The organism is Actinoplanes sp. NPDC026619 (assembly GCF_040638295.1).
GTDB lineage: Bacteria > Actinomycetota > Actinomycetes > Mycobacteriales > Micromonosporaceae > Actinoplanes.
In genome coordinates, this window is the sequence record NZ_JBEZYA010000006.1 from 372,714 (window position 1) to 385,913 (window position 13,200).

At 69.8% G+C, this 13,200-nt stretch carries 8 protein-coding genes; 3 read left to right on the forward strand and 5 right to left on the reverse strand.

From position 1 onward, the window contains the following. Position 1: 1 nt before the first annotated feature. A complete protein-coding gene (locus AB0E90_RS16710; protein WP_360405365.1) occupies positions 2–4,390 on the reverse strand; it encodes a HAMP domain-containing protein in 4,389 nt (1,462 codons plus the stop codon). 114 nt (positions 4,391–4,504) lie between these two features. On the opposite strand from AB0E90_RS16710, the gene AB0E90_RS16715 reads away from it, so the two are divergent. Further along, positions 4,505–6,532: a SpoIIE family protein phosphatase gene (locus AB0E90_RS16715; protein WP_360405368.1), complete on the forward strand. Its 2,028-nt coding sequence runs from the start codon at positions 4,505–4,507 to the stop codon at positions 6,530–6,532. Positions 6,533–6,560: 28 nt separating this feature from the next. Further along, entirely contained in the window at positions 6,561–7,172 is a 612-nt protein-coding gene (locus tag AB0E90_RS16720) for a dihydrofolate reductase family protein (protein ID WP_360405371.1), read from the forward strand. On the opposite strand, the gene AB0E90_RS16725 is transcribed toward AB0E90_RS16720, so the two are convergent. Further along, positions 7,169–8,296: an FAD-binding oxidoreductase gene (locus AB0E90_RS16725; RefSeq protein WP_360405374.1), complete on the reverse strand. Its 1,128-nt coding sequence runs from the start codon at positions 8,294–8,296 to the stop codon at positions 7,169–7,171. The genes AB0E90_RS16720 and AB0E90_RS16725 overlap by 4 nt on opposite strands. A gap of 119 nt (positions 8,297–8,415) precedes the next feature. Here AB0E90_RS16725 and AB0E90_RS16730 point away from each other — a divergent pair, with 119 nt between their 5' ends. Further along, positions 8,416–10,494 carry a S9 family peptidase gene (locus tag AB0E90_RS16730; RefSeq protein WP_360405377.1) on the forward strand — a complete coding sequence of 693 codons (2,079 nt, stop codon included), beginning with the start codon at positions 8,416–8,418 and terminating at the stop codon, positions 10,492–10,494. On the opposite strand, the gene AB0E90_RS16735 is transcribed toward AB0E90_RS16730, so the two are convergent. The 3 genes from AB0E90_RS16735 to AB0E90_RS16745 are packed head-to-tail and all read right to left on the reverse strand — an operon-like array spanning position 10,480 to position 13,168. After that, the gene (locus AB0E90_RS16735; RefSeq protein WP_360405380.1) at positions 10,480–11,961 is read right to left on the reverse strand and encodes an FtsX-like permease family protein; all 1,482 of its coding nucleotides are present in this window, start codon (positions 11,959–11,961) and stop codon (positions 10,480–10,482) included. The genes AB0E90_RS16730 and AB0E90_RS16735 overlap by 15 nt on opposite strands. Then, positions 11,958–12,641, reverse strand: coding sequence for an ABC transporter ATP-binding protein (locus tag AB0E90_RS16740; protein WP_360405383.1), 684 nt, complete (start codon positions 12,639–12,641; stop codon positions 11,958–11,960). The genes AB0E90_RS16735 and AB0E90_RS16740 overlap by 4 nt, the downstream gene beginning before the upstream one ends. Then, positions 12,641–13,168 (reverse strand): PadR family transcriptional regulator, encoded by a 528-nt coding sequence (locus tag AB0E90_RS16745; RefSeq protein ID WP_360405386.1) that lies wholly within the window; start codon positions 13,166–13,168, stop codon positions 12,641–12,643. The genes AB0E90_RS16740 and AB0E90_RS16745 overlap by 1 nt, the downstream gene beginning before the upstream one ends. Positions 13,169–13,200 lie beyond the last annotated feature (32 nt).

The following is a 13,200-nucleotide window of genomic DNA, read 5'->3' on the forward strand; positions in this document are numbered from 1 at the left end:
CCTATCCGCGCTCCGGTTCGATGGTCCTGTCGGCGTTCACCCAGCGGGCCATCAGCTCGATCAGCTCGTCCAGGTCGACCGGCTTGGTGATGTAGTCGCTCGCGCCGGCGGCGAGGGCTGATTCCCGGTCACCGGGCATTGCCTTCGCGGTTAGGAACACTACCGGCAGGTCCCGGAAGCGCTGATTGCGGCGGATCCCCCGAGTCGTCTCATAACCGTCCTGGTCGGGCATCATCGCGTCCATCAGCACGATGTCGACCTCCGGGTGCTCAGCCAGAATGCGGACGCCGTCGACCCCGTTGTCGGAGTAGAGAACGTTCAGGCCGTGCATCTCGAGGGCGCTGGTCAGGGCGAACACGTTGCGCACGTCGTCGTCGACGATCAGCACGGTGGCGCCGTCGAGCTGGCGGCCGGCCGCGCTGATGTGCCCCTCCAACTCGGCCCGCGGCGTGATCACGGGCAGATCCATCAGCGGCATGTTCATCGACTGCATCGGCCGCACCACCACTGTGGTCGACGGCTCGGAGGGCAGTGCGAACATCGGCGCCGACTCCGGGGTCAGCGAGTCCGGAACGTACAGCGTGAACGTCGAGCCCTCGCCCGGGATCGACGACACCACGATCGTGCCGCCGAGCAGGGCCGCGAACTCGCGACTGATCGACAGGCCGAGGCCGGTGCCGCCGTATTTCCGGGTGGTGGTGCCGTCGGCCTGCTGGAACGGCTCGAAGATGATCGCCAGCTTCTCGTCGGAGATGCCGATGCCGGTGTCAGTGACCGCGAACGCCACCACCTGGCCGGCCTTCGACAGCGCCGGCATGTCGAAGTCGGTGTTCGGCGGCGCCGCGAAGATGCTCAGCGTCACCGAACCGGAGTCGGTGAACTTGACCGCGTTGGAGAGCAGGTTGCGCAGGATCTGCTGGAGCCGCTGACCGTCGGTGACGATCGAGGCCGGCAGACCGGAGGCCACCGCCACCCGGAAGTCGAGGTTCTTCTCCTCGGCCTGCGGCAGGAACGCCTGCTCGACGTAGGACCGGATGCCGTCGAAGTCGATCTGGTCGACGTCCACGTCCATCCGCCCTGCCTCGATCTTGGCGAGGTCAAGGATGTCGTCGATCAGCGAGAGCAGGTCGGAGCCGGCACTGTGGATCGTGCGGGCGAACTCGATCTGCTTCTCGGAGAGGTTCTGCTCGCTGTTGTCGGCGAGCAGACGAGCCAGGAGCAGGAGCGAGTTCAGCGGCGTACGCAATTCGTGGCTCATGTTGGCCAGGAACTCGGACTTGTAGGCGCTCGCCCGGGACAGCTGCTGCGCCTTCTCCTCGAGGCCGAGCCGGGCCTGCTCGATCTCCCGGTTCTTCGTCTCGATGTTCGCCTTCTGCTCGCTGAGCAGTTGCGCCTTGTCCTCCAGCTCGGCGTTGGTGCGCTGGAGCTCGGCCGACTGGTCCTGCATCTCGCGAGCCAGCCGCTGCGACTGGGAGAGCAGCTCCTCCGTACGCCGGTTGGCCTGGATCGTGTTGAGAGCGACGCCGATCGTGGCGACCAGCCGCTCGAGGAACGTCAGATGCAGCCCGGAGAATGCAGCGACGGAGGCGAACTCGATGACGCCGAGCATCTCGCCCTCGAACAGCACCGGCAGCACGACCAGGTCGTTCGGCGGCATCGACATGAGTCCGGAGCGCATGGTCAGGATGCCGTCGTGGGTGGCCCGCACCCGGATCGTCCGTCGCGAGACCGCGGCCTGCCCGACCAGGCCCTCGCCCGGCCCGAACGTCACCTCGTGGTTGCGGGCGACGTAGCCGTAGGAGGCGGCGAGCCGCAGACGCATGACCGCCTGCTCGTTGTCGACCAGGAAGAATGCGCCGAGCTGGGCGTCGACCAGCGGCGTCACCTCGGTCATGATCATGCGGCAGACCTCGCCGAGATCGCGCTGGCCCTGCAGCAGGCCACCGATGCGGGCCAGGTTGGAGTCGAGCCAGCCCTGCTCGGCGTTCGCTTTGGTCGTCTCGCGCAGCGTGACGATCATCTGGTTGATGTTGTCCTTGAGCTCGGCGACCTCGCCCTGGGCCACGACAGCGATGCTCTGGGTCAGGTCACCGCGGGTCACGGCGGTGGACACCTCGGCGATCGCGCGCAGCTGGGTGGTCAGCGTCGAGGCGAGCTGGTTCACGTTGTCGGTGAGGTCCTGCCACGTACCCGAAACGCCCTTGACCTGGGCCTGACCGCCGAGCTTGCCCTCCACGCCGACCTCCCGGCCGACCCGGGTGACCTCGGTGGCGAACGACGAGAGCTGGTCGACCATCGTGTTGACGGTGTCCTTGAGCTCGAGGATCTCGCCGCGGGCGTCGACCGTGATCTTCTGCGACAGATCGCCCTTGGCCACCGCGGTGGTCACCGAGGCGATGTTGCGGACCTGGGCGGTCAGGTTGGACGCCATGTAGTTCACGTTGTCGGTCAGGTCGCGCCAGGTGCCGGCCACGCCCCGCACCTGCGCCTGCCCGCCGAGCTTGCCCTCCGAGCCCACCTCGCGGGCGACTCGGGTGACCTCGTCGGCGAACGACGACAGCTGGTCGACCATGGTGTTCACGGTGTTCTTCAGCTCGAGAATCTCGCCCTGCGCGTCGACCGTGATCTTCTGCGACAGGTCACCCTTGGCGACCGCCGTCGAGACCTGGGCGATGTTTCGCACCTGGGCGGTCAGGTTGGAGGCCATCGAGTTCACGTTGTCGGTCAGGTCGCGCCAGGTGCCGGCCACGCCCCGCACCTGCGCCTGACCGCCGAGCTTGCCCTCGGTGCCCACCTCGCGGGCCACCCGGGTCACCTCGTCGGCGAACGACGACAACTGGTCGACCATCGTGTTGACCGTGGTCTTCAGCTCGAGGATCTCGCCGCGGGCGTCGACCGTGATCTTCTGCGACAGGTCGCCCTTGGCCACCGCGGTGGTCACCGAGGAGATGTTGCGCACCTGGCTGGTCAGGTTCGACGCCATGTAGTTCACGTTGTCGGTGAGGTCCCGCCACGTACCGGAAACGCCTTTGACTTGGGCCTGACCGCCCAGCTTGCCCTCCGAGCCCACCTCGCGGGCCACCCGGGTCACCTCGTCGGCAAAGCTCGAAAGCTGATCCACCATCGTGTTCACGGTGTCCTTCAGCTCGGCAATCTCGCCCTTGGCGTCGACCGTGATCTTCTGCGAGAGGTCGCCCTTCGCCACCGCGGTCGAGACCTGGGCGATGTTCCGCACCTGATCGGTGAGGTTGTTGGCGAGTTGGTTCACGTTCTCCGTCAGGTCCCGCCACGTACCGGAGACGCCGCGGACCTGCGCCTGACCGCCGAGCTTGCCCTCGGTGCCCACGTCGCGGGCCACCCGGGTCACCTCGTCGGCGAACGACGACAGCTGATCCACCATCGTGTTGACGGTGTCCTTGAGCTCGAGGATCTCGCCCTGCGCGGCCACCGTGATCTTCTGCGACAGGTCGCCCTTCGCCACCGCGGTCGAGACCTGGGCGATGTTGCGCACCTGGCTCGTCAGGTTGGTCGCCATCGAGTTCACCGAGTCGGTGAGGTCCTTCCAGGTGCCAGCGACGTTGGGCACGTCGGCCTGGCCGCCCAGCTTGCCCTCTGTGCCCACCTCGCGGGCCACCCTCGTCACCTGCTCGGCGAACAGCCGCAGGGTGTCGGTCAGACCGTTCATGGTGTCGGCCAGCTCGGCCACCTCGCCGCGCGCCGAAACGGTGATCTTCTGGGACAGGTCACCGCGGGCCACCGCCGTCGCCACCTGCGAGATCGAGCGCACCTGGTGGGTCAGGTTGGACGCCATCAGGTTCACCGAGTCGGTGAGGTCCTTCCAGGTGCCGGCCACGCCCCGCACGTCGGCCTGACCGCCCAGCTCGCCCTCGGTGCCCACCTCGCGGGCCACCCGGGTGACCTCGTCGGCGAACGACGACAGCTGGTCCACCATCGTGTTGACCGTGCGGCCGATGCGCAGGAATTCACCCCGAAGTGGTCGGCCGTCCATTTCCAGCGCCATGTGCTGCGAAAGGTCACCTTCCGCAACCGCCACGATGACCCGGGAGATCTCGGTGGTCGGCCGGCCCAGATCGTCGATCAGGGAGTTGACCGAGCGGACGCTGTCCGCCCACGAGCCGTCCAGGCCTTCGTCGTCGAGCCGCTCGGTGAGCCGGCCGTCGCGACCGACGATCCGGCTGATCCGGCGTAGGTCGAGATTTTGTCGTTCCTGCAGGGAAACGACCTCGTTGAACGCGTCGGCGACCTCGCCGGCCGCGCCGCTTCGGCGCGGCAGCCGGACCTTGAGATCTCCGCGGCGCACGCGCCGCAGAGCCTCAGCGAGCTCGCCGAGGAGGGCGGCCTCGTCGTGGGCTTCTTTTGCCGCAGTCATGCCTGTCCTAACTCCCTGTCCAACTGCCCGAGCACCCCATCCTCCCTCGCCCGACCGGGTCAATGCGAGAGACGACTTTGTGCATCCCCCCGCCGACAGGAGAGGATGCATGGCGTGTCAGCTTCGGAAATCGCGGCAGACGGCCTCGTCCGGCGGGTCCGGCTGCCCAACGACCGGCGCACGCCGGCCGCGGCCCGGGCGCTGGTCCGCTCAGTGCTCGAGGACGCCGGGCTCGACACGCTGCTCAACGAAGCGCTGCTGCTCACCACCGAGCTGTCCACCAACGCCGTGGTGCATGCCAACACCGAGCTGGACATCGAGGTCAGCGCCGACCAGACCGGCCTGACCGTGACGGTGACCGACTTCGCGCCCGGCCCGGTCGAACAGCTGGCGGTCGGCCCGCGCAACGAGAGCGTGGACATCGGCGAGGTGGCCGAGCGCGGCCGTGGCCTGCTGCTGGTCGACCACTTCGCGTCGCGCTGGGGAACCGTGCACGAAGGCACCGGCAAGGGCGTCTGGTTTCGTCTCGAGGGGCACACCTCGACCGAGACGACCACCGCCATGGTGCCGGCCACCAACGTCGTCGAGGCCGGCACGCCGAGCGTGGGCGCGCTGACCGCGCTGCTGCAGATCAACCCGGAGCGGCAGACCGACGAGGCGCTGGCCGAGTTCGCCACCGACCTGTTGTCCCGGCTCGCCCGGCTGACCGGCGCGGCCGGCGGTGTGGTGCGGCTCGACCGTGGCGACGGCGGCGGGCGGCAGCTCCTGGCGCGGCACGGCCGGCCGCCCCGCGAGGACGCCGACACGATCGTGGTGCCGCTGGCGGTGCATCGTCCGTACTCGGGTGAGCTGGAGCTGGACGCGGCCCCGACCGGTTACGCCCAGCCGCTCGCCACGATCGTCGCCGAGCGGTTCTCGCTGCACCTGGAAAATGACCGGCTGCGCCGCACCGACCTGCGCCGGCAGACCTGGCTGACCTTCCTGGCCGAGGCCAGCGAGCTGCTCGCCCAGTCGCTCGACGTCAACCTCACGATGGCGCTGATCCCGCAGCTGGTGGTCCCCCGGCTGGGCCAGTGGTGCGCGGTGCACACCACCGACACGTGGGGCCGGCTGCAACTGGCCGCGGCCACCCATGCCGACGAGGGCGCCCTGCCGCAGCTGCACGAGACCCTCGCCGACACCGGCCCCGACTCGGTCCTGGCCCGGCTCGAGGAGGCCTCCCGGCTCGGCACCCAGGTCATGTTCGGCACCCCATCCGAGGGCTTCGCGGTGCCGTTAACTGCCCGAGGCACCCGGCTCGGCACCCTCGCGGTGGGGCGGCACCCCCGGCATCGGCACGACGCCGACGAGGTCGCCGTCCTCGAGGACGTGGCTCGCCGCGCCGCCCTGGCCATCGACAACGCCCGCATCCACGACGAGCGCCACAAGGTCGCCCGCACCCTGCAGGCGTCGCTGCTGCCACCGGCCCTGCCCAAGGTCGAGGGGGTCGGCTTCGCCGCGGAATACGTGCCGACCGGCTCCGAGGTGGGCGGCGACTTCTACGACGTGGTGCCCTTCGGCGACGACACCTGGCTGGTCGTGGTCGGCGACGTGTCCGGCAAGGGCGTCCAGGCGGCCACCGTGACCGGCCTGGTCCGCGACGTGATCCGCATCCTGGTCGACGACGGCAAGCCGATGACCGAGATCCTCTGCCGGGTCAACCGCACGCTGGTGCAGCGGGGCGGCGGGCGTTACTGCACGCTGGCGATGGCCTCGGTGCGGCGCGAGCCGGACGGCACTCTGGTGGTGTGCCTGCACCTGGCCGGGCACGACCGGGCGGTGCTGGTGCGGGCGGACGGCAAGGCCTCGTTCGTCGGCGAGGGCGGCACCGCGCTGGGCCTGCTCGAGACGATCTCCTCGCCGGACGTCGAGGTGCGGCTCGGCGCCGGCGATTCGCTGATCTTCTATACCGACGGGGTGACCGAGCGGCGCCGCGGGCGCGAGTTGTTCGGCACGACCCGGCTGCGCGAGGCGGCCGGCCCGCTGGCCGGCTATCCGGCCGACGTGATGGCGGCCCGGTTGCGCTCCATCACGATCAACTTCTCGGTCGAGGAACCACGGGACGATATCGCGATCCTGGTTCTCCGGAATGACGCCGGTTAGCCCCTTTTGAAGCCATAAAGTGGCTCATATGGCGAAGACTCAGTACTACACGGCGACGAGTATCGACGGGTACACCGCCGACGAGAAAAAATCTCTCGACTGGCTGTTCGACGTCGACGGGGGCAACGAGAACCCGTTCGGTGGCTTCATCGCCGGCGTGGGTGCGTTCGCCATGGGCGCCAACACGTACGAGTGGGTCCTCAAGAACGACAACGTCATGGCGCAGCCGAGCAACTGGCACGACCTCTACGGTGACCGGCCCTGCTGGGTCTTCACTCACCGGGATCTGCCGCCGGTGCCGGACGCCAACGTCTTCATGGTCAGCGGCGACGTGCGCCGCGTGCACGAGGCCATGCTGGTCGCGGCCAAGGGCGGAAACGTCTGGTTGGTCGGCGGCGGTGACCTGGTCGGCCAGTTCGTCGACCAGGGCCTGCTCGACGAGATCATCCTGGGCATCGCCCCGGTGTTGCTGGGCAGCGGAACGCCACTGCTGCCCCGGCACCTGAGCTCCCGCCAGCTGGTGCTGACCGGCAACGCCCAGGTGGGCCGTTTCGCCTATCTCACCTACGCCGTCGGCAGCGAGCCCATCCCGACGCGGCACCCGTCCGGTCGCATCCGGGTGCCGGTCGTTTCTTCTTAGAAGCAGTCGGGCCGGGCGGCCATCTCCAGGTCGGCAGCCAGCTCGGGCGGGGCCGTGATGATGACGGCCTGGCCGCCGCGAGCCATCTGGACGTGCCGCAGGGTCTCCATGATGCTCTCGATCCGGTCGGCCGGCAGGCTGCCCGGCAGCACCGCGTGCACGTTGCCGAGGCCGGCCGAGCCGCGCATCGGCACCGGGACACCGGCCACATCGGCCAGCGAATAGACCATGGCGGGCAGGTCGGCCGCGGATGCCGACAGACGCAGCGCCACGTCAGCCGGACCGAACGGGTAGCGACCCCACCACAGCGGCGCGGTCGGCGCCGCGACGGCGGCCGGACCCCAGGCGGCAATGAGACGCTCGGCGCGCTCGGCGACGTCACCCTCGTCGCCCTCGATCAGCGCGGCCAGCGTGCCCTCCCCCTCGGCCGGCAGGTCGGTCTCGATCGCGACCGGCTGGAAGTCACCCGCGGGGGCAGTCAGTTTGCCCAGCTCGGCGGGGCTGTTGAGCGGAACCGTCACCCACCGGCGCGCGGCCGGCAGCGGCTGGAGCCGGATCACCGCCGAGGTGATCACTCCGGCGATCTCGGCGAGGCCGGGCCGCCCCTCCTCGCCGTCGGACTCGCCCAGCGCACCGGCTGGGTCGGCGTAGCTCACCCGGTCGACGTGCTCGGCCGGGGTGCGGAAGTGATAGCGCAGCGGGCCGGACTCGTTGACCGCGAGCATGCCGCCGAGCGTGGCCGTGCGGGACGGCGGGTCGACCGGCAGGCGCTGGCCGCGCAGAGCCAGAGCGGCCTGCAGCGCACGCACCGGAGTGCCGGTGGCGACCTCGACGGTGCGGGCCTCGACGTCATGGCTCCACAGGCCACTGAGGCGACCGCTGTCGAGGAGCAGATCGACGCGCTCCCGACGCGGGCCCCAATTGATTTTGCTGCCGGATCCGCGCGGCAGGACCGAGAGTCCCTCGTCAGCCGCGAGTCGCAGGACGTCACCGACGGCCTGGGCGGTCGCGGGAACCGCGACGTGCCCGGCACGGTGACCACCGACGGCGTCGATCGAGCGCGCCGCCCGCGCATAGTCCGGGCCACAGATGTCCACAAGAGCATCGAAAAAGTGCGTACTCACTGATGGTCCCCGATGATCACGGCCGTAAGATCGTCCACTCTGGCACATCGTACACATGTTCGAACGCGCACGGGTCAGTCGAGGCTTGAAAAGCCGGTCCGCCCGGTAACGTTGCTCCCGTGACGACCGATACGCCCGACAGCCCGCCCACCGTCCGCGCGGTGCCCAGCGAGCGCACCTTCCACGGCGACACCGTGACCGACGAATATGCCTGGCTCGCCGATAAGGAAAACCCGGAGACGATCGCCTACCTGAAGGCCGAGAACGCCTGGACCGACACGGCGACCTCGCACCTGGCCGGGTTGCGCGACACGGTTTTCCAGGAGATCAAGAGCCGCACCCAGGAGACCGACCTCTCGGTGCCCAGCCGCAAGGGCGGCTATTGGTATTACACGCGCACGGTCGAGGGCAAGCAGTACGGCATTCAGTGCCGGGTCGCCGTGCAGCCGGGCGAGACCGACCCGCCGATGAGCGAGGACAAGCCGGGCGAGGAAGTGCTGCTCGACGGCAACGAGCTAGCCGAGGGCAAGGACTTCTTCGCGCTCGGCACGTTCGACGTCAGCCCCGACGGCAACTGGCTGGCCTACTCGACCGACTTCGACGGCGACGAGCGCTTCACCCTGCGCGTGAAAAACCTGGTGACCGGCGAGGTGCTGGCCGACGAAGTGCCCGACACGTTCTACGGCACCGCCTGGTCGGCCGACGACAGCGCGCTGTTCTACATCACGGTTGACGAGGCCTGGCGGCCGCACCGCGTCTGGCGGCACACCGTCGGCCGGCCGGCCAGTGACGACGTCCAGGTCTTCGAGGAACCGGACGAGCGCTTCTGGGTCGGTGTCGAGCTCACCCGCAGTGAGAAGTTCATCGTCATCGACACGCAGAGCAAGCTGACCTCCGAGGTGCGGGTCATCCCGTCCGACACCCCGACCGCCGAGCCGACCCTGGTCGCGCCGCGCGAGCAGGGCGTCGAATATTCGATCGAGCACCACGGCCACCGCTTCCTGATCCTGCACAACAAGGACGCCGAAGACTTCGCGCTGGCGTACACGTCGGCCGACGCCCCCGGCGACTGGGTCGAGCTGATCGCGCACGAGCCGGGCACCCGGCTGGAGTCGGTGGACGCGTTCGCCCGGCACATCGTGATCTCGCAGCGCCGCGAGGGCCTGACCGGCCTGCGGGTGATGGGCGACGGCAGCACCGATTTCTACGACATGGAGTTCCCCGAGCCGCTGTTCAGCGTCGGCCTGGGCGGCAACCCGGAATATGAGACCGGTTCGGTCCGGATCAGCTACACCTCGCTGGTCACCCCCGACTCGGTCTACGACGTCGACCTGGTGACCCGGCAGATGACGCTGCGTAAGCGCAAGCCGGTGCTCGGCGGTTACGACCCGGCCGACTACGAGCAGTTCCGTGAGTGGGCCCGGGCCACTGACGGCACCAAGATCCCGATCTCGATCGTGGCTCGCAAGGGCGTCGAGAAAAACGCGCCCGCCGTGATCTACGGCTACGGGTCGTACGAGCACAGCATCGACCCGTACTTCTCGATTGCCCGCCTGTCCCTGCTCGACCGGGGCGTCGTCTTCGCCATCGCACACGTGCGCGGCGGCGGCGAGATGGGCCGGAGGTGGTACGAGGACGGCAAGATGCTCACCAAGAAGAACACCTTCACCGACTTCGTGGCCTGCGCCCAGGCCCTGGTCACGAAGGGCTGGACGACTGCCGACAAGTTGGTCGCCCGGGGCGGTTCGGCCGGCGGCCTGCTGATGGGCGCGATCGCCAACATCGCGCCGGAAGACTTCGCCGGCATCGTGGCCCAGGTGCCGTTCGTCGACCCGCTGACCTCCATCCTCGACCCGTCGCTGCCGCTGACGGTGACCGAGTGGGAGGAGTGGGGCAACCCGATCGAGTCGGCCGAGGTCTACGCCTACATGAAGGCCTACAGCCCGTATGAAAACGTCGCGAAGTTGAGCTACCCCAAGATCCTGGCGGTGACCAGCCTCAACGACACCCGGGTGCTCTACCACGAGCCGGCCAAGTGGGTCGCCCGGCTGCGTGCGGTCGCCCCCGACGGCGACTACCTGCTCAAAACCGAGATGGGCGCCGGCCACGGCGGCCCGAGCGGCCGCTACGACTCCTGGAAAGAGGAGGCGTTCGTGGCCGCCTGGACCCTGGACGTGCTCGGGCTAGCCCGCTCTTAGCTCCTCGAGGTCGGTGCTGGCCCGCAACACCACCAGGCCGGCACCGACCGCGACGAGCACCGCGAGCAGCGCACCTCCGCCGAGCAGGCTCAACGAGGCCCACGGGATCGGCACGTGCAGGACCTGGGCCATCTCCGGGTGCAGCGGCGCCACACAATCCGGATAACCCGCGGCCACACAGTCCCGGAACTCGTAACCCACCGGAATCTCCGACTCGATCAGCCGGACCAGAGCGTCACCGGCGGCGAGCGCCAGCAGCAGGGCGGGAACGATCGGCGTCAGCGTCTGCCAGGCGACCGCGGCGGCGAGGGTACGCCGTGGCACGCCGGTCGCGGTCAGGGCGGCGTAGGTCCGCCGCCGCGCGACGATGCTCTCGGCCAGCGCGACCAGCACGCCCGCGGCCGCGACCACCGAGGCGAGCGCGACCGCGACCATGACCAGCCGGACCGCGCCGTAGTAGAACTCCGGATCGTCCGGCGCGCCGATCCCGCCGTCGGTCGGGTTCATCATCGCGTTGAAGATGTCGAAGGAGCGGAACTCGGTGGCCAGCAACTCCCGGTAGGCAAGCGCCACCGCCCCCGCCATCACGGCGGTGAGCAGCGCGGCCATCGTGCGGCTGCCGTTCCACGGATCGGTGATCAGCCGCTGCCCGGCGAGCATCGTGGCCGGCCCGCGCCCGTAGCGCCGCAGCAGCCGCCCGGCGGTGTGGGAGAGCCAGGCGGTGCCGAGCACCACCCCCGCCATGGTCAGCACGACTCCGCTGCCGAGGAACAGATAGATCGTGTTCTTGGACCAGGTCAGGTGCTCGGCGAGCTGGCCCGGGATGCCGAAGAGCACGAGACCGGCCACGATCAGCAGGCCCGGCCAGGGCCGCGGCCCACGCGTACGCACCCGGCGCACCACGCCCAGCGGGGTGACGATGACCTGGCGCATCAGCACCGCCCCGATGATCGCGGCCAGCACCGGCACCAGCAGCACGAGCACCACCAGCACCGGCGCCGGCGGCAGCACGTCGGCCGGCAGCACGCGCCGTCCGTCGAAGTCACGACGATCAAGAACATGCCGGCCGATGAGGTACGCCGCCAGCGCCGTCACCGACCCCAGCAGGCTCGCCACCGCCGTCTCCGCGATGGCGATCAGCACCGACTGCCGCGGGGTGGCGCCGGCCAGCCGGATGGCGGACAGCCGCCGGTCGCGGGCCGGCGCACCGAGCCGGATGCACTGCCCGGCCAGCGCGAGGACCGGGAACGAGACCAGGATCAGCGTCGCGGCCACACCGGGACGCAGGCCGGGCTCGATGAGCAGCGGATTGGTATACCGGTCGGCCCAGCCATGGATGGACAGGACAGTGGCCGCGCAGAGCATGGCCGCGGTGGCGAGCAGGGCGCTCAGGCCGGTCAGGACGGTCCGCAGCAGATCGGTGCGGCTTCCCGCCACCGCGAGCCGGGCCAGGGTCGACGGTGTCACCGGGCCAGCCCCAGGCCGGACGGGTCGAGCGCGCCGTCGCGCAGCACGATCTCCCGGTCCGCGTACGCCGCCACCGACGCCTCGTGCGTGACCAGCAGGACGGCGGTGCCCTGTTCGCGCGCGACCCGGACGATGTGGCCCAGCACCTGCTCGCCGGTGAGCACGTCGAGCGCGCCGGTCGGCTCGTCGGCGAACAGCACCCGCGGCTGGGTGACCAGCGCCCGGGCGGTGGCGCAGCGCTGCTGCTGACCGCCGGACATGGTGCCGGGCCGCTGCTCGGCGAGGTCGGCGACGCCGAGCCGGTCGAGCCACTCGGCCGCGACCTGCCGTGCCTCTCGCCGCCCCGAACCGGCGAGAAGCAGCGGCAGCGCGACGTTCTCCACCGCGGTGAGCTCGGGCACCAGTTGCCCGAACTGGAACAGCACGCCGAACTCGCTGCGCCGCAGCCGGGACCGGGCCGCCTCGGACCACAGCCCGATGTTCTGCTCGCGGTAGGTGACCGTGCCGGAATCCGGCCGCAGGATGCCGGCCAGGCAGTGCAGCAGCGTGGACTTGCCGCAACCGCTCGGCCCGGTGACCGCGACGATCTCGCCCTCGGCCACGTCCAGGTCGATGCCGCGCAGCGCCGGGGTGGCGCCGTAGTTCCGGGTGATCCCGGCTCCGCTCAACAAAGCGCTCATCAGTTCTTCCCCACTTCGGCGACCCGCGCGAGGGTGGTTTCCAGCCAGCGCAGGTCGGCGTCGAGATGCCGGATGGCGTAGTCGGCGGCGATGACGTCGCCGACGCTCGCATCGGGCGTGGACTTCGCGGTGGTGAGCTCGCGCATGCGGCTCATGTGGGCGGCCCGCTGGGCGACCAGGTAGTCGCGGGCCCGGGCGGCGCCGGCCGCGAGCAGCGCGACCACCACCTTGCTGAAAATCTCGCTGGTCACGTGCGGCGCGGGCGGCTCGACGGCGGCCAACCAGGTGTCCAGGTGGTGGCGGCCCTCGTCGGTCAGCTCGTAGGAGGTGCGGTCCGGCCCGCCGTCGCGGTCCTGACCGGACTCGGTGACGTAGCCATCCCGCTCGAGCCGGCCCAGCGTGGCATAGACCTGCCCGTAGGCCAGCGGTTTGGCCCGGGGCAGGTTGTCGTCGTGTGCCCGCTTCAGGTCATATCCGTGCCGTGGGCCGTCCGCGAGCAGTCCGAGTAGGACGTGGGCGGTGGACATGACGGCAACTATTCACTGAATGAATAGCTGCC